Raw genomic sequence first — 15,274 nt, forward strand, 5'->3', positions numbered from 1 at the left:
TATAGTAAAAACATGTCGTTTAGTATTTACAAGCTCTATTTATCTCCTCAGAAAGCTTATATTAAGAAGCTTAAGAATTTGCTTGGGTTTGTCCCGGGTAATGTTAAGCTATATCAAATGGCTTTTCGACATAAGTCTGCTGCGAAAATAATTAAGGAAGGTGTAAAAAATAGCAATGAGCGGTTGGAATTCTTGGGAGATGCCGTATTAGGGTCGGTCGTGGCTGAATTGCTTTTTAAACTTTATCCCTATAAGGATGAGGGGTTTTTAACGGAAATGCGTTCAAAAATCGTCTCCCGAGCCAATTTAAACCAATTATCCCGAAAATTGGGACTGAACGAATTAATTCAGTACGATGCGCGGATGATAAGCTATCCTAATAAACAGGGCTCGTTACTCGGGGATGCATTTGAAGCCTTGATTGGCGCAGTGTACTTGGATAAGGGGTATCAGTTTACGCGTGAATTTTTGCTGTCACGGATTATAAAACCTCATGTTGATATACACACACTGGAGAATACGGAGACAAATTTTAAAAGCCGTTTAATTGAATGGTGCCAACAGGAAGGTAAGGATGTACAATTTGTGCAAACGGATAACCCTGAAGGAGAATCGCCCAAGATGTTTAGTATACAAGTGCAGGTAAATGGTGAAGTGTGTGGCTTAGGACGTGATTTCAACAAAAAGAGTGCGGAAAAGCTGGCAGCAGAACGTGCTTGTGAATTTCTCAGGATTATCGAATCGGTATAGCACTGCTTTTTTAACTTTAATTCCTTTTTTCTTATTCACTTTCTTATATTACCTTTGCGCTATGGCAATAGTAAAACCCTCTTTGGCAAAAGGTACACGTGACTTTTCTCCAATCGAAATGGAGAAACGTAATCATATTTTTAATACCCTAAAAGTTGTTTTTAAAAAATTCGGGTATAATGAAATTCAAACTCCTTCTTTTGAAAACCTGTCTACACTTACAGGAAAATATGGAGATGAAGGCGATAAATTGATTTTTAAAATATTGAATTCCGGGGATTACTTAGCAAAAGCTCCTTCGGAGTTGTTAGCCTCCAAATCCTCCAATAAACTTATTACACATCTTTCGGAAAAAGCTTTGCGCTATGATCTAACAGTTCCATTCGCACGTTATGTTGTTATGCATCAGAATGATATTTCATTGCCTTTTAAACGTTTTCAGATTCAGCCCGTGTGGCGGGCAGATCGCCCTCAACGAGGTCGCTATCGGGAATTTTATCAATGTGACGTGGATGTGGTAGGTTCCGACAGTTTATTAAATGAAGCAGAATTTATTTTAATCTATCAAGAGGCGTTAACGGCTCTTGGGCTAAAAGATTTTACAATCAAAATCAATAATCGTAAGATCTTAACAGGAATTGCAGAAGTGATGGGTAAGCCTGAGCTTATTGTCGACATGACAGTAGCCATAGACAAGTTAGATAAAATTGGTTTAGAAGGTGTAAATAAGGAACTTCTGGAAAGAGGTTTTACAGAGGCCGATCTGGAAGTGCTAAAGCCAATCATCTTGTTAGAAGGAACTAATCATGAAAAGCTTGAGCAACTAAAATCTGTTTTATCTTCTTCCGAAATTGGGCTAAGGGGGATTGCAGAAATTGAGGACGTATTTGACTATGTGAAGCAATTTCAGGGGGCTGAAGAGATACTGAGTATGTTGGTTGAAGTGGATATCACCTTAGCGAGAGGACTGAATTATTATACAGGATGTATCTTTGAAGTAAAGACTAATGAGGTAGCGATGGGGAGTATTGGTGGAGGTGGTAGATACGATGATCTGACCGGAATGTTCGGTCTGAAAGGCTTGACCGGAGTGGGTGTTTCTTTTGGAGCAGACCGTATTTATGATGTACTGGAGGAGCTGGGTCTGTTTCCCAAAAACACGATGGCAAGTACGAAATTGTTGATTGTGAATTTTGATAAAAATTCCGAGTCCTTTACATTGCCGCTACTCTATAAGCTACGTCAGGAAAATATTGCCGCAGAACTTTATCCAACAGCCGTAAAATTGAAAAAGCAGATGGGCTATGCTGATGCGAAGGCAATTCCATACGTTTTGTTGGTAGGAGAGGCGGAGATTCAATCTGGAAAGTTGACGTTAAGAGATATGGTTACCGGAGAGCAGGAGTCATTAGCGGAGGAGAGATTAATTGAAATTTTAAAATAAAACACACAGCCAAAGGAAAGCCTGTCGTCATTTTTGTTACTTAAATAGTTCTCCGTGCAAGGCTATGTGTTATTTTGATATGAATAATAAAATGTAATAAAAATTAACCAATTAGGATGTTAAAAGTATCCTTTTTGTCGTTATAAATTATTAGATTTGTAATCAGTTTAGTAAGAAACAAAGACTATAAAATGAGTTCAACACCTATAACAAAAGAAACATATTTAGAGTGGTATAAATCCATGCTGCTCATGCGTAAGTTTGAAGAAAAAGCTGGTCAATTATATGGGCAGCAAAAAATCCGTGGTTTTTGTCACTTATACATTGGTCAAGAAGCGGTGGTGGCTGGTACTATTTCGGCAACAAAACCTGAAGATTCATTGATTACATCTTACCGTGATCACGCACACGCATTAGCAAAAGGTGTCTCTGCAAATTCATGCATGGCTGAATTGTATGGTAAAGCTACGGGCTGTTCTAAGGGTAAAGGCGGTTCTATGCACTTCTTCTCGAAAGAGCACAAGATGATGGGGGGGCACGGTATTGTAGGCGGTCAGATTCCACTAGGAGCTGGTATAGCATTTGCTGAAAAATACTTAGGTAACGATAATGTGAATGTATGTTATATGGGAGACGGTGCTGTTCGTCAAGGTGCTTTTAACGAAACATTAAATATGGCAATGTTATGGAAGTTGCCTGTAATATTTGTTTGTGAAAACAATGGATATGCCATGGGTACGTCTGTAAAACGCACAACGAATATGATGGATATCTACAAAATGGGTTTAGGCTTTGATATGCCGAGTATGCCTGTAGATGGTATGGATGTCGTAGCAGTGCACAATGCTATGGATGAAGCTGTTCAACGTGCACGTGCAGGCGAAGGTCCTACTTTCTTAGAGATCCGCACCTACCGTTATAAGGGGCACTCTATGTCTGATCCGGCTAAATACCGCACGAAAGAAGAACTTGAAGAATATAAAGGTCGTGATCCATTAATTACTACTAAAGCTGCTATTATGGAAAATAATTATGCGGATGACACATGGTTTAAGGAAGTAGAGGCAGAGATCAAATCTATTGTGGAAGAATCTGTAAAATTTGCAGAAGAATCTCCATATCCTAGTGATGATGAACTGTACAACGATATTTATGTACAAGAGGATTATCCTTTTATATTGGACTAATTCATACTAATTACTTTAACATTTAAAGATATAATCTACTATAATACATGGCTGAAGTAGTAAAAATGCCGAAAATGAGCGACACCATGACTGAAGGTGTGATTGCTAAATGGCACAAAAAAGTTGGAGACAAAGTTAATTCTGGAGATCTTGTTGCAGAGATCGAAACAGATAAAGCGACAATGGACTTTGAGTCTTATCAAGAAGGCACATTGTTGTATATAGGGCCAAAAGAAGGTGAGGCGGTAGCAGTAGATGCTATCATCGCGATCTTAGGTGAAGAGGGTGAAGCTTACGAAGCTTTATTGAGTGGAGAATCAAGTGAAGCGGCACCTAAAGAGGAACAAAAAAAAGAAAATGGTTCTTCTTCGGAAGGTGAATCAAAGACGGCCGATACAGGTAAAACAGTAACTCCTGAAGAATTGGATTGTACTGTTATCACGATGCCCTTATTAAGTGACACCATGAAAGAAGGGGTCATTGCACAATGGAATTTTAAAGTAGGTGATACCATTAAATCTGATGATGCAATTGCAGATGTAGAAACAGATAAAGCTACAATGGAAGTGACTGCTTATGCTGATGGTACTTTATTGTATGTTGGCTTAGAAGCTGGAGAGGCTGCAAAAGTGAATGATATTATTGCTATAGTTGGCCCTGCAGATACTGATGTTACCCCTTTATTGAATCAAAAATCTACACCTGTAGCAGCGTTGGAAGAAAAACCTGAAGCTAAAGAAGTGAAATCAACGTCTGACTCTTCTTCAGTCGCAAGTACTACTGAATCGTCGTCTTCATCAGATGATTCACGCGTAAAAGCCTCTCCTTTAGCACGTAAAATTGCGAAAGATAAAGGCATCAATTTAAATGATGTAAAAGGTTCTGCAGATGGTGGTCGCATTGTGAAGAAAGATGTAGAAGGTTTTGTTCCTACAGCTAAAGTTGCTTCATCTCAAGAAAATGCTAAATCAGAAACGAAAGCAGTACGTATTCCGCAGTATGTCGGAGAAGAGATATATACGGAGGTAAATGTTTCGCAAATGCGCAAAACAATTGCTCGTCGTTTGGGCGAGTCATTATTTACTGCACCACATTTCTATTTAACAGTAAGTATAGATATGGATAATGCAATGGTTGCGCGTGCTCAAATCAATGATGTAGCTCCAGTAAAAGTATCATTTAATGATATAGTTATTAAAGCTGTAGCTATTGCATTGAAACAACATCCTGCAGTGAACTCTTCATGGCAAGGTGATAAGATACGCTTTAACGAACATACAAATATAGGTGTAGCTATGGCTGTAGAGGATGGCTTGTTAGTTCCTGTTGTCCGCTTTGCAGATGGTAAATCCTTATCGCATATATCTGCTGAAGTTAAAGATTTTGCACAGAAAGCTAAATCGAAGAAACTTCAACCGGCAGATTGGGAAGGATCTACATTTACCGTGTCTAACTTAGGTATGTTTGGCATTGATGAATTTACATCTATTATCAATTCTCCTGATGGAGCTATTCTTTCTGTAGGTGCAATTCAGCAGATTCCAGTTGTCAAAAATGGCGCTGTTGTCCCAGGTAATATCATGAAGTTGACGTTAGGTTGTGATCACCGTGTGGTAGATGGTGCTACTGGTGCTCAATTCTTACAAACATTGAAAGGATTATTAGAAGCTCCAATTCGTTTACTAGCATAATCGAATTTTAGTCACAATATCGGGGCCACTTTAGATAATAAAGTGGCTTCTTTTTTAGCTGTTGTCGTAGAAATACGACTTAATAATTATCGGTAAATATTTTTAGTTGGTGAGATTTACAATACTTCAGTTCATTTTTATTCTTTCTTTTATTGGGTTTTCGGGTTGTTCAAGTGTCGAAGAAAAACACGAGGAAGTCGTGCAAAAACAAGCAGAACTTGATAGTATAGCCTTAATATATGATCCTGCTCAAGCCAATAGGCAGATTGATGAATTTATGGTAAAATTACATAAGAAATCTGGCTTTAATGGAAATGTACTTGTTGCTAAGAAGGGTAAAATTATTTATCAAAATTCATTTGGATGGGCTGACTATCTGCGTAGAGATAGCCTGAGGATTGATTCTAAATTTGAGCTAGCCTCTGTTTCTAAACCCATGACAGCCCTTGCTGTTTTACAGCTGGTAGAAAGCGGAAAGGTCAAATTGGATCAGCAGGTGAGTGAATTTTTTCCCGGTTTCCCCTTTGAAGGCGTAACGGTTAGGCAATTGTTGACACATCGTTCAGGCTTGCCCAATTATGTGTATTTTGTGGAGAAATTATGGCCTGATCGAAAGAAGGGAATGAGCAATATGGATGCGATCAATTTGTTGATCGAGCATAAACCTAATCGCTATGGTGCTGCCGACGGAAGGTTTCATTATAATAATTCCAATTACATGCTACTTGCTGGGATAGTGGAGAAGGTATCGGGACTTGATTTTGGTGTTTACATGATGGAACATGTTTTTAAACCGGCGGGAATGAAGAACACTGCGGTTCTATCCAAAGCGGTTTATGAAAAAATTCCAACTAATGTAATAGGACATGATCGTACATGGCGGCGTTCTGTGGTTCAAGACTATTTGGACGGACCCGTAGGCGATAAAGGAACTTATAGTACTGTACAGGATATGTACTTGTTGGATATTGCCCTCCGTGAAAGTAGATTGTTGGACAAATCAATTTTGGATTCTGCATATGTTCCGCGAAGTGATGCGAAAAGAGGTGTTTTTAGCTATGGATATGGTTGGCGTACATTTACACCGGCAAACGGACAAATAGTTTATCATACCGGTTGGTGGCATGGGTTTAAAAATCTCTATGTCAGGGATTTGAAAAATGACATAACAATTGTTCTTTTGTCAAATTTTGTGAATAGTAGCTTAAATCAGTTAGATGATTTGTATAAAATCTTAGAAATGCCTATTTTGAGACAAAATGCTTATAATGCGAATGGAGATTTTGTTGTTAATTAATTATTAAATAGATAATATGAAAAAGACTTTGATTTTGGGTGCAACTACAAATACTACTCGGTATTCTTATTTAGTGGCGAATAAATTGGTGCGTAAAGGACATTCTATTGTCAATGTGGGGCGTAAAGTAGGAGAGGTCGCAGGGGTTACAATAGAACCCGCAGAGACTATTCATACGGATATCGATACCATTACGATGTACGTAGGTCCTCAAAATCAAGCACCTTATTACGACTATATTCTACAAACTAATCCAAAACGGGTTATCTTTAACCCAGGTTCTGAAAATCCAGATTTGCAACAGAAATTAGAACAGGCAGGTATTGAAATAATAGAAGGCTGTACCTTGGTTATGTTGAATACAGGACAGTTTTAGCAATAGAAAACAACGTTAAAGTGGCCGATCATCTCGATTGGCCATTTTTTATTGAAAGCAGAATAAATTCCTAGCCGTGAAAAATTTCTAGGAAGTCTAGGCAGTTTCTGTTGGGGGTGAGTTGCGGTACAGGGAATCCTCCAACATTCTTATAAAAGGATATACCTAAAGCAATACTAATGCTATCAGACTCTTGGATATCATCAACGCTGTTGCGTATGTCGAACGCCGGTGAAGGTATGTTGATTTGCAACAGATCACTGCATCCGTAGCGAACAGCAGTATGCATATTGCTGTGGTTGATTTTCAATATGACGAGATGTACGCGAAAAAAGACAGTATCTCCATCTTTATCCTTAGGGATGTCCATTTGCACCTTGGGTGTTAATTTTGGTATACGTGCATAAAATTCGTTTGTTTCTTTAAATATAGTTGATTTCAATAGGCAACAGGAAAACATCCTTAAAGGGAGAGTCGGCATTAAGACTAAAATTTTTTAGAAGTTTAAGGTTAACTGGGCTGACAAATCGTTTACCTCGCTCGTTCACCTCGTCTGCTTTCAAAATGAGATGCAGCCGCTTGTTAAGTCGCGTTATATGAGAGGGTTCGTAGAATAGTTCATAATGGTCTTTCATAGCGGTTTTTACGGCTAAGCGGATTTCTTTGGCAAAGGAGCTGGCGCGGCCAAATTCCGATGCATTTTCTTTAGAGCGCTCGGCTATGTTGTTGATTTCATTTTTATTCTTCTTACCGACCTTTTGCCTTACCCGATATTGGTCGTCTGTTTTGTAAAAATTGAGGTTACCTATATTACCTTCTAGTTTGATATCACCTTTTTGAAACGCCATTTTAGTTTTTTTGGTTATGCTAAAGTAAGAAAATCTGCAATAGAAATACATTATATATACACATTTAATGTATATATAATGTAAGTATAATGTATATTAAAAAGCTATAGTATTCCTACATAATACTTATATTATACCTGTATGATATTTGCTTGTTATTTGTGTTTGATAAATAATAAAATTGCTATTGTTTCATATTGACGTATATGAAATAGATAAAGTGTCGGCTTTTTAATGTGGAAATGCACTGGCGGTATACTGCTTGTTTAAATTTATTTTTATCTGATCTACTAGCTGGATGGTATATGGATATAAAATAAAAAAATAATTCACTAATTATTTGATAGTTATAAAAATGTTTGTACTTTTGCAGTCCCTTAATGGGAATAGTGTGTCTTGAGCGAAGCCCTACTGCTTCGATGGACTTTAATTAATTTATTTTATAACATGTCAGGAATTATTGGTAAAAAAGTAGGAATGACCAGCCTGTACAACGCAGAGGGTAAGAATATCCCTTGTACAGTAATTGAGGCTGGGCCGTGCGTGGTTACGCAGATACGTACGGAAGAAAAGGATGGCTATTCCGCTGTTCAATTAGGCTATGATGATGCCAAAGAAAAGAACACGACAGCGCCTTTGAAAGGACACTTCGCAAAAGCAGGAGTGACTCCTAAGCGTAAACTAGTTGAATTCAAAACTTTTGAAGATGAGAAACAACTAGGAGACATCGTGGATGTAACACTTTTCGCAGAAGGCGAGTACGTAGATGTAGTCGGTACTTCTAAAGGTAAAGGTTTCCAAGGTGTAATGAAGCGTCACGGATTTGGTGGTGTAGGTGGTGCGACTCACGGTCAGCACAACAGACTACGTGCTCCAGGTTCATTAGGTGCTTCTTCTTGGCCTTCACGTGTATTCAAAGGAATGCGCATGGCAGGTCGTACAGGTGGTGACAGGGTAAAAGTTCAAAACTTACAAGTATTGAAAGTTTATGCAGATCAAAACCTAATCGTTGTTAGTGGTTCCATTCCAGGAGCTAAAGGTTCTTATGTAATCGTAGACAAATAGTAGAGATGGAAGTTAACGTATTAAATTTATCAGGTAAAGAAACAGGTGCCAAGGTGCAACTGCCTGAGTCAGTATTCGGCGTAAAGCCAAACGACCATGCGATCTATTTAGATGTGAAACAATACTTAGCGAATCAACGCCAAGGAACTCACAAATCGAAACAACGTAATGAAATCGCGGGTTCTACTCGTAAATTACACAAACAAAAAGGTACAGGTGGTGCTCGTGCGGGTTCTATCAAATCTCCATTGTTTAATGGTGGTGGCCGTGTATTTGGTCCACAACCTCGTGACTACAGCTTCAAATTGAACAAAAAATTAAAGCAATTAGCACGTAAATCAGCGTTAAGTTACAAAGCACAAGAAAGTAACATTGTGGTATTGGATGCAGTAAGCTTCGATACGATCAAAACAAAAAACTATGTGTCTTTGATAAGTGCGTTGAACATCGCTGACGAAAAAACTTTATTGGTTTTGCCAGCGTATGATAACAATGTTTATTTATCAAGCAGAAACTTGAAGAAAGCAAAAGTTGTTGTAGCATCAGATTTAAATACATACGATGTATTGAATGCTACTAAATTATTGTTGACTGCAGATTCTGTTAAAACTTTGGAGGAAGCATTAGCTAAGTAATATGGAAATTATTAAAAAACCTATCTTAACTGAGAAAGCTTCAATAATGACGGAGAAATTAAACCGTTATGCTTTCAAAGTAGATCATAGAGCAAACAAAATTCAGATTAAATCAGCTGTTGAAGAAATGTTCGGTGTTACAGTATTAGCAGTGAATACAGCAGTAGTTGCTGGTAAAGCAAAGAGCCGCTACACAAAAGCAGGCTTTGTATCTGGAAGAGCTCCTAAATATAAAAAGGCCGTCATTACAATTAAAGATGGTGAAACTATTGACTTTTACAGTGTTATATAAATAAAATGGCAGTTAAAAGATTCAAACCGGTAACCCCTGGTACTCGTTTCAGAGTAGGTGCAGACTACTCTGATGTTACAACTAACGTTCCTGAAAAATCGTTGGTAGTAAAAATCAAGAAATCAGGCGGTCGTAATAACTCCGGTAAAATGACTATGCGTTATCTCGGTGGGGGACATAAAAAATCATACCGATTAATAGATTTCAAACGCGATAAAAAAGATATCCCCGCAACAGTAGCAACGATCGAATACGATCCAAACCGTACTGCACGTATTGCGTTATTGCATTATGCAGATGGTGAGAAACGTTACATTATTGCTCCAACTGGTCTTGCAGTAGGTCAAACTGTTGTAGCAGGTGATAAAGTAGCCCCAGAGGTAGGTAATACTTTACCATTAGCAAATATTCCGCTAGGTTCTATTATTCATAATATTGAATTGAACCCAGGTCAAGGAGGCTCAATCGCACGTTCAGCTGGTACATATGCACAATTGTCAGCACGTGATGGTAAGTATGCTATCATTAAATTGCCTTCAAGTGAGACACGTATGATCTTATTGACATGTGTTGCGACTATCGGTTCCGTATCGAATGCGGAAAAATCTAATCAAGTATTAGGTAAAGCAGGTCGTAAACGTTGGTTAGGTCGTCGCCCTCGTGTACGTGGTGTAGCTATGAACCCGGTAGATCACCCTATGGGAGGTGGTGAAGGTCGTACTTCAGGAGGTCACCCTCGTTCACGTACAGGTGTGTTAGCTAAAGGCTTCAAGACACGTTCGAAGAAGAAAATATCAAATCGTTACATCATTGAGAGAAGGAAAAAATAATGGCTCGTTCAATTAAAAAAGGTCCTTATATCGATCACAACTTAGAGAGAAAAGTTCTTTCTATGAATGAAACTAACAAAAAGTCAGTTATCAAAACATGGTCTCGTAGATCTATGATTTCCCCTGATTTTGTTGGCCATACCTTCGCAGTGCACAATGGGAATAAATTTATTCCAGTTTATGTAACAGAGAATATGGTAGGTCACAAGCTTGGAGAATTCGCGCCTACGCGTACATTCAGAGGCCACGCAGAAAAGAAAAAATAATAGGTAATGGAAGCAACAAAAAAACTCAAAAAATCTGTCTTAATTAGACAGCGCAAAGAGCAGGAAAAAGCTCAAGTAGGAGGAGCTTCTACTGCCAAGTTATTGAACTGCCCTACTTCACCTCGCAAGATGCGTTTAGTAGTGGATCTAATCCGTGGCGTAAAAGTGGAAAATGCTTTATACATTCTTAAGCACTCAAGTAAAGAAGCTGCTGGTCGTGTTGAAAAATTATTATTATCAGCGATCAAAAACTGGGAAACTCAAAATGAAGGAACTTCATTAGAGAACTCTGCTTTATATGTGAAAGAAGTATCAGTAGGCGGAGGCCGTCAACTAAAAAGATTACGTCCGGCTCCACAAGGTCGTGGATATAGAATTCGCAAGCGTTCTAACCACGTAACGTTGGTAGTAGATAGTTTAAATAACGTTAACAACTAATTTATTATAGAATGGGACAAAAAGCAAATCCAATAGGTAGCAGATTAGGGATCATCAAAGGATGGGACTCTAATTGGTTCGGAGGAAAAAACTATTCCGATAAATTAGTTGAAGATGAGAAAATCAGAAAGTATCTTTCTGTGCGTATCGCTAAAGGTGGTGTAGCAAAAGTTGTTATTGAGAGAACTTTGAAACGCATCACAGTTACTATCCATACAGCTCGTCCAGGTATCGTTATCGGTAAAGGTGGTCAGGAAGTTGACAAGATCAAAGAAGAATTGAAAAAATTGACTAAGAAAGATGTTCAAATCAATATTTTCGAGATCAAACGTCCTGAGCTTGATGCTAAATTAGTAGCTGAAGGTGTTGCTAAGCAATTAGAGGCGCGTATTTCATTCCGTCGTGCAATGAAAACGTCAATCGCTTCTACGATGCGTATGGGTGCAGAAGGTATCAAAATCATGTGTTCTGGCCGTTTAGGTGGTGCTGAAATGGCGCGTACTGAACAGTACAAAGAAGGAAGAACTCCTTTACACACATTGCGTGCTGATATTGACTACGCTTTAGCTGAAGCATTAACTACGTATGGTAAGATTGGTGTAAAAGTTTGGATCTGTAAAGGTGAGGTTTACGGTAAACGTGACTTATCTCCAAACATCGGTCAAACTTCAGGTGTAAAAACACGTGGTGGTAACGAAGGTGGTGCAGATCGCCGTGACAACCGTGGTGGAAACCGTGGTGGTCGTCGTGACAACAACAGCAACAACAATCGTGGTGGTAACCGTGGTGGTGCAAAAAGAGGTTAATTAAATAATTTAGATTTTAAAATATCTGTAATAACAGATTATAATAAATACGAACATGTTACAGCCAAAAAGAACGAAGTTCAGAAAGATGCAGAAAGGCCGTATGAAAGGTAACGCTTCTCGTGGAGCGGAATTAGCTTTCGGTTCTTTCGGTATCAAAACATTGGAGCAAGCATGGATCACTAGCCGTCAGATCGAGGCAGCTCGTATCGCCGTGACACGTTTTATGAAACGTGAAGGCCAAGTATGGATCCGTATCTTCCCTGATAAGCCCGTTACTAAAAAACCTGCAGAGGTACGTATGGGTAAAGGTAAAGGTGCTCCTGAATACTGGGTGGCAGTAGTACGCCCAGGCCGTATGTTATTTGAAGCAGAGGGTGTGCCTTTAGAAGTAGCTAAAGAAGCATTACGCCTTGCAGCTCAAAAATTACCGGTTCAAACTAAGTTTGTGATACGTAGAGATTACGTAGAAGCATAATAATAGAGTTTGGTAATGTCAATAGTTTAAGCCTTACGGCCGTTACCCGTAAGGCATTATATAAACAGAATTGATAACCCAACACAACTGAGACGCCAACTGAAACTGTTCGACTTGTCGAGATCGTTTCATTGCCATCAGTCAAAAATTAGAAAATGATGAAAAATTCAGAAATCGTAGAATTATCAAAAGAGGACTTAGCAGCTCGTCTTGTAGAAGAGAAGACTGCCCTTAACAAATTGAAATTTGCACATGCTGTTTCTGCTATTGAGAATCCAAACGTTCTTAAAGCAGCTCGCAAATCTATCGCTCGTATCTCCACTGAGATCACGAAACGTAAGAATGCTGAAAAATCTGAAACAGCCTCTGAGGCATAAAAATTAAGTCGAAATGGAAAGAAAATTAAGAAAAACAAGAATCGGCTTGGTAGTTAGCAACAAAATGGACAAATCCATTGTAGTAGCTGTTGAACGTAAAGTGAAGCACCCTATCTATGGTAAGTTCGTAAAGAAAACTACTAAATTCAAAGCTCATGACGAAACTAATACCTGCGGTATCGGCGATACGGTATTAATCATGGAAACGCGTCCGCTGAGTAAGACAAAGAACTGGAGATTAGTTGAAATTTTAGAAAGGGCTAAATAACATGGTACAACAAGAATCAAGACTAAATGTGGCTGACAATAGCGGAGCTAAAGAAGTTTTAGTAATCCGTGTATTGGGCGGTACGCGTAAGCGTTATGCATCTATCGGTGATAAAATTGTTGTTACCGTTAAGAGCGCTCTACCTTCTGGAAACGTGAAAAAAGGATCAGTTTCTAAAGCGGTAGTCGTACGTACGAAGAAAGAAATACGTCGTAAAGATGGTTCTTACATTCGTTTCGATGACAACGCGGCAGTATTATTAAATAACAACGATGAACCACGTGGAACACGTATCTTTGGCCCAGTTGCAAGAGAATTACGTGAGAAGCAGTTCATGAAAATTGTATCACTAGCACCGGAGGTTTTATAATTATGGCTTACAAAAAAACAACAACAACTACACACAAAATCAAAATTAAAAAAGGTGATTTAGTGAAAGTTATCGCTGGTAATTCTAAAGGTGTTCAAGGAAAAGTATTGCAAATTTTAGTGGATGCAAACAGAGCTATCGTAGAAGGCGCTAACATCGTAAAAAAACACACTAAACCAAGTGCGGCTAATCCTAATGGTGGTATCATTGAGAAAGAAGCTGCTATCAACATCTCAAACTTAGCTTTAATCGATCCTAAAACAGGTGAAACAACACGTATAGGACGTAAAGTGAATGCAGATGGTAAAATAGTTCGTTACGCAAAAAAATCAGGGGAGGAGATTAAATAATGACTTACGTACCAAGATTAAAAGCGAAATATGCGGAAGAAATCCGTACGACGCTTAAAGAAAAATTTCAGTATAAAAGTGTTATGCAAGTTCCAAAACTGGAGAAAATTGTCGTATCACAAGGTATTGGAGCAGCTACAGCTGATAAGAAATTAATTGACAATGCAATTTCAGAATTGACGTTAATTACTGGCCAACAAGCTGTCGCTACTAAATCGAAAAAGGATATTTCGAACTTTAAATTACGTAAAGGTATGCCAATTGGAGCTCGCGTAACATTACGTGACAACAATATGTATGAATTCCTTGATCGTTTGATCGCAGTATCTTTACCTCGTATCCGCGATTTCCGTGGTATCAACGACAAAGGATTTGACGGAAGAGGTAACTATAACTTAGGTATTACCGAGCAAATTATCTTTCCTGAGATTAACATTGACAAAATCAATAAAATCCAGGGTATGGATATTACATTTGTAACTTCAGCGGGTAATGATATCGAAGCATTGGAGTTATTAAAGCAATTCGGTTTACCGTTCAAAAATCAAAATTCGAATAACAATGGCTAAAGAAGGATTAAAAGCACGCGAAGTAAAGCGTCAAAAATTGGTAGCTAAATTTGCAGAAAAACGTGCAGCTTTGAAAGCGGCTGGTGATTATGCAGCTTTAGACAAATTACCGAAGAATGCTTCACCTGTACGTTTACACAACCGTTGTAAATTAACTGGTCGTCCTAAAGGATATATGCGTCAATTTGGTATCTCTCGTGTTACATTCCGTGAGATGGCATTAGATGGAAAGATCCCGGGAGTAAAAAAAGCTTCTTGGTAATTTAAAAAAAATATTTACTTTTGCCCGGATAAACCTGAAAAATGGTTTATCGGGTTTTTTCATTGGAATAGTTATTTATTGCGTTTCGAAATTCATTCGTATAAATGAGTTCGATACACTCGGTTTCTATTTCAATGGTAGTGAAGCTTGTTTGAATTATTTATATTTTTTAGGATGTTCAAACAGGTTTGCGTTGCAAATTTTATTAACAGATAGTAGGTCAATGGCTTAGGTTAGCCAAAGAAACCATTATCCTAATTTTATATTACATAATGAATACAGATCCAATAGCGGATTACCTTACACGAGTAAGGAATGCCATTAAGGCCAACCACAGGGTTGTTGAAATTCCTGCATCGAACCTAAAAAAGGAAATTACTAAAGTTCTTTTTGACAAAGGTTACATTGCTAACTACAAATTCATCGAAGAGGGACCTCAAGGTTCAATCAAAATCGCATTGAAGTACAATCCAATTAGCAAAGTACCGGCTATTCGCACATTGACACGTGTGAGTAAACCTGGTTTAAGAAAGTATGCAAGTGTTGACAACATGCCTCGCGTTTTAAATGGTTTGGGTATTGCTATCTTGTCTACATCGAAAGGTGTAATGACAGATAAAGAGGCTCGCTTACAAAACGTAGGTGGTGAAGTTTTATGTTACGTTTATTAATCTA

Annotated in this window: 23 protein-coding genes; 21 read left to right on the forward strand and 2 right to left on the reverse strand. The window is 38.3% G+C overall.

The features are described 5' to 3' along the window. The first annotated feature begins 12 nt into the window (after positions 1 to 12). The 6 genes from rnc to E4F24_RS03645 all read left to right on the forward strand — a co-directional run bounded on the left by rnc (position 13) and on the right by E4F24_RS03645 (position 6,745). Positions 13 to 750: a ribonuclease III gene (gene rnc / locus E4F24_RS03620; protein ID WP_181182355.1), complete on the forward strand. Its 738-nt coding sequence runs from the start codon at positions 13 to 15 to the stop codon at positions 748 to 750. 61 nt (positions 751 to 811) lie between these two features. Then, a complete protein-coding gene (gene hisS / locus E4F24_RS03625; RefSeq protein WP_140937314.1) occupies positions 812 to 2,194 on the forward strand; it encodes a histidine--tRNA ligase in 1,383 nt (460 codons plus the stop codon). A 191-nt stretch (positions 2,195 to 2,385) separates the two neighbouring features. Then, entirely contained in the window at positions 2,386 to 3,381 is a 996-nt protein-coding gene (pdhA, locus tag E4F24_RS03630) for a pyruvate dehydrogenase (acetyl-transferring) E1 component subunit alpha (protein ID WP_140937315.1), read from the forward strand. Positions 3,382 to 3,428: 47 nt separating this feature from the next. Next, entirely contained in the window at positions 3,429 to 5,072 is a 1,644-nt protein-coding gene (locus tag E4F24_RS03635) for a pyruvate dehydrogenase complex dihydrolipoamide acetyltransferase (protein WP_140937316.1), read from the forward strand. A 109-nt stretch (positions 5,073 to 5,181) separates the two neighbouring features. Next, positions 5,182 to 6,369 (forward strand): serine hydrolase domain-containing protein, encoded by a 1,188-nt coding sequence (locus E4F24_RS03640; protein WP_140937317.1) that lies wholly within the window; start codon positions 5,182 to 5,184, stop codon positions 6,367 to 6,369. Positions 6,370 to 6,385: 16 nt separating this feature from the next. Next, a complete protein-coding gene (locus tag E4F24_RS03645) occupies positions 6,386 to 6,745 on the forward strand; it encodes a CoA-binding protein (RefSeq protein ID WP_140937318.1) in 360 nt (119 codons plus the stop codon). 70 nt (positions 6,746 to 6,815) lie between these two features. Here E4F24_RS03645 and E4F24_RS03650 read toward each other — a convergent pair whose 3' ends face one another. Beyond that, positions 6,816 to 7,187, reverse strand: a complete 372-nt coding sequence (locus tag E4F24_RS03650; RefSeq protein WP_140937319.1) for a hypothetical protein — start codon at positions 7,185 to 7,187, stop codon at positions 6,816 to 6,818. Beyond that, entirely contained in the window at positions 7,168 to 7,593 is a 426-nt protein-coding gene (locus tag E4F24_RS03655) for a hypothetical protein (RefSeq protein ID WP_140937320.1), read from the reverse strand. The genes E4F24_RS03650 and E4F24_RS03655 overlap by 20 nt, the downstream gene beginning before the upstream one ends. 447 nt (positions 7,594 to 8,040) lie before the next feature. Between E4F24_RS03655 and rplC the strand changes: the two genes are divergently transcribed. The 15 genes from rplC (at position 8,041) to rpsH (ending at position 15,270) form a co-directional block, all read left to right on the forward strand. Beyond that, the gene (gene rplC / locus E4F24_RS03660; protein ID WP_136900232.1) at positions 8,041 to 8,658 is read left to right on the forward strand and encodes a 50S ribosomal protein L3; all 618 of its coding nucleotides are present in this window, start codon (positions 8,041 to 8,043) and stop codon (positions 8,656 to 8,658) included. Positions 8,659 to 8,663: 5 nt separating this feature from the next. Next, positions 8,664 to 9,293, forward strand: a complete 630-nt coding sequence (gene rplD, locus E4F24_RS03665) for a 50S ribosomal protein L4 (RefSeq protein WP_140937321.1) — start codon at positions 8,664 to 8,666, stop codon at positions 9,291 to 9,293. A 1-nt stretch (position 9,294) separates the two neighbouring features. Continuing rightward, positions 9,295 to 9,585, forward strand: coding sequence for a 50S ribosomal protein L23 (gene rplW / locus E4F24_RS03670; protein ID WP_140937322.1), 291 nt, complete (start codon positions 9,295 to 9,297; stop codon positions 9,583 to 9,585). Between the two features lie 5 nt (positions 9,586 to 9,590). Further along, positions 9,591 to 10,415: a 50S ribosomal protein L2 gene (rplB, locus tag E4F24_RS03675; protein WP_140937323.1), complete on the forward strand. Its 825-nt coding sequence runs from the start codon at positions 9,591 to 9,593 to the stop codon at positions 10,413 to 10,415. Continuing rightward, positions 10,415 to 10,681, forward strand: a complete 267-nt coding sequence (gene rpsS, locus E4F24_RS03680; RefSeq protein WP_002997495.1) for a 30S ribosomal protein S19 — start codon at positions 10,415 to 10,417, stop codon at positions 10,679 to 10,681. The genes rplB and rpsS overlap by 1 nt, the downstream gene beginning before the upstream one ends. Before the next feature lie 6 nt (positions 10,682 to 10,687). Then, positions 10,688 to 11,119, forward strand: coding sequence for a 50S ribosomal protein L22 (gene rplV, locus E4F24_RS03685; RefSeq protein ID WP_136900228.1), 432 nt, complete (start codon positions 10,688 to 10,690; stop codon positions 11,117 to 11,119). Positions 11,120 to 11,130: 11 nt separating this feature from the next. Next, positions 11,131 to 11,925: a 30S ribosomal protein S3 gene (gene rpsC / locus E4F24_RS03690; protein ID WP_140937324.1), complete on the forward strand. Its 795-nt coding sequence runs from the start codon at positions 11,131 to 11,133 to the stop codon at positions 11,923 to 11,925. A 55-nt stretch (positions 11,926 to 11,980) separates the two neighbouring features. Beyond that, positions 11,981 to 12,403 (forward strand): 50S ribosomal protein L16, encoded by a 423-nt coding sequence (rplP, locus tag E4F24_RS03695; protein ID WP_136819168.1) that lies wholly within the window; start codon positions 11,981 to 11,983, stop codon positions 12,401 to 12,403. Between the two features lie 158 nt (positions 12,404 to 12,561). Beyond that, a complete protein-coding gene (gene rpmC / locus E4F24_RS03700; RefSeq protein WP_136900667.1) occupies positions 12,562 to 12,780 on the forward strand; it encodes a 50S ribosomal protein L29 in 219 nt (72 codons plus the stop codon). A gap of 13 nt (positions 12,781 to 12,793) precedes the next feature. Further along, positions 12,794 to 13,048 (forward strand): 30S ribosomal protein S17, encoded by a 255-nt coding sequence (rpsQ, locus tag E4F24_RS03705; RefSeq protein ID WP_136900226.1) that lies wholly within the window; start codon positions 12,794 to 12,796, stop codon positions 13,046 to 13,048. A 1-nt stretch (position 13,049) separates the two neighbouring features. After that, entirely contained in the window at positions 13,050 to 13,418 is a 369-nt protein-coding gene (gene rplN, locus E4F24_RS03710) for a 50S ribosomal protein L14 (protein WP_002997484.1), read from the forward strand. A 2-nt stretch (positions 13,419 to 13,420) separates the two neighbouring features. After that, positions 13,421 to 13,768 (forward strand): 50S ribosomal protein L24, encoded by a 348-nt coding sequence (rplX, locus tag E4F24_RS03715; RefSeq protein WP_136900225.1) that lies wholly within the window; start codon positions 13,421 to 13,423, stop codon positions 13,766 to 13,768. Next, positions 13,768 to 14,337: a 50S ribosomal protein L5 gene (rplE, locus tag E4F24_RS03720; RefSeq protein ID WP_136819170.1), complete on the forward strand. Its 570-nt coding sequence runs from the start codon at positions 13,768 to 13,770 to the stop codon at positions 14,335 to 14,337. Before rplX ends, rplE begins: the two co-directional genes overlap by 1 nt. Beyond that, the gene (gene rpsN, locus E4F24_RS03725) at positions 14,330 to 14,599 is read left to right on the forward strand and encodes a 30S ribosomal protein S14 (RefSeq protein WP_093100399.1); all 270 of its coding nucleotides are present in this window, start codon (positions 14,330 to 14,332) and stop codon (positions 14,597 to 14,599) included. Before rplE ends, rpsN begins: the two co-directional genes overlap by 8 nt. Before the next feature lie 272 nt (positions 14,600 to 14,871). Next, the gene (rpsH, locus tag E4F24_RS03730; protein ID WP_136900223.1) at positions 14,872 to 15,270 is read left to right on the forward strand and encodes a 30S ribosomal protein S8; all 399 of its coding nucleotides are present in this window, start codon (positions 14,872 to 14,874) and stop codon (positions 15,268 to 15,270) included. The last annotated feature ends 4 nt before the right edge of the window (positions 15,271 to 15,274 follow it).

The organism is Sphingobacterium lumbrici, from assembly GCF_006476045.1.
In the GTDB taxonomy this organism is placed as follows: domain Bacteria; phylum Bacteroidota; class Bacteroidia; order Sphingobacteriales; family Sphingobacteriaceae; genus Sphingobacterium; species Sphingobacterium lumbrici.

Bases quoted from the DNA above. Each gene is read 5' to 3' on its own strand.
- rnc (WP_181182355.1), top strand. From the start codon at position 13: ATGTCGTTTAGTATTTACAAGCTCTATTTATCTCCTCAGAAAGCTTAT.
- hisS (WP_140937314.1), top strand. From the start codon at position 812: ATGGCAATAGTAAAACCCTCTTTGGCAAAAGGTACACGTGACTTTTCT.
- pdhA (WP_140937315.1), top strand. From the start codon at position 2,386: ATGAGTTCAACACCTATAACAAAAGAAACATATTTAGAGTGGTATAAA.
- E4F24_RS03635 (WP_140937316.1), top strand. From the start codon at position 3,429: ATGGCTGAAGTAGTAAAAATGCCGAAAATGAGCGACACCATGACTGAA.
- E4F24_RS03645 (WP_140937318.1), top strand. From the start codon at position 6,386: ATGAAAAAGACTTTGATTTTGGGTGCAACTACAAATACTACTCGGTAT.
- E4F24_RS03655 (WP_140937320.1), bottom strand. From the start codon at position 7,593: ATGGCGTTTCAAAAAGGTGATATCAAACTAGAAGGTAATATAGGTAAC.
- rplC (WP_136900232.1), top strand. From the start codon at position 8,041: ATGTCAGGAATTATTGGTAAAAAAGTAGGAATGACCAGCCTGTACAAC.
- rplD (WP_140937321.1), top strand. From the start codon at position 8,664: ATGGAAGTTAACGTATTAAATTTATCAGGTAAAGAAACAGGTGCCAAG.
- rplW (WP_140937322.1), top strand. From the start codon at position 9,295: ATGGAAATTATTAAAAAACCTATCTTAACTGAGAAAGCTTCAATAATG.
- rplB (WP_140937323.1), top strand. From the start codon at position 9,591: ATGGCAGTTAAAAGATTCAAACCGGTAACCCCTGGTACTCGTTTCAGA.
- rpsS (WP_002997495.1), top strand. From the start codon at position 10,415: ATGGCTCGTTCAATTAAAAAAGGTCCTTATATCGATCACAACTTAGAG.
- rplV (WP_136900228.1), top strand. From the start codon at position 10,688: ATGGAAGCAACAAAAAAACTCAAAAAATCTGTCTTAATTAGACAGCGC.
- rpsC (WP_140937324.1), top strand. From the start codon at position 11,131: ATGGGACAAAAAGCAAATCCAATAGGTAGCAGATTAGGGATCATCAAA.
- rplP (WP_136819168.1), top strand. From the start codon at position 11,981: ATGTTACAGCCAAAAAGAACGAAGTTCAGAAAGATGCAGAAAGGCCGT.
- rpmC (WP_136900667.1), top strand. From the start codon at position 12,562: ATGAAAAATTCAGAAATCGTAGAATTATCAAAAGAGGACTTAGCAGCT.
- rpsQ (WP_136900226.1), top strand. From the start codon at position 12,794: ATGGAAAGAAAATTAAGAAAAACAAGAATCGGCTTGGTAGTTAGCAAC.
- rplN (WP_002997484.1), top strand. From the start codon at position 13,050: ATGGTACAACAAGAATCAAGACTAAATGTGGCTGACAATAGCGGAGCT.
- rplX (WP_136900225.1), top strand. From the start codon at position 13,421: ATGGCTTACAAAAAAACAACAACAACTACACACAAAATCAAAATTAAA.
- rplE (WP_136819170.1), top strand. From the start codon at position 13,768: ATGACTTACGTACCAAGATTAAAAGCGAAATATGCGGAAGAAATCCGT.
- rpsN (WP_093100399.1), top strand. From the start codon at position 14,330: ATGGCTAAAGAAGGATTAAAAGCACGCGAAGTAAAGCGTCAAAAATTG.
- rpsH (WP_136900223.1), top strand. From the start codon at position 14,872: ATGAATACAGATCCAATAGCGGATTACCTTACACGAGTAAGGAATGCC.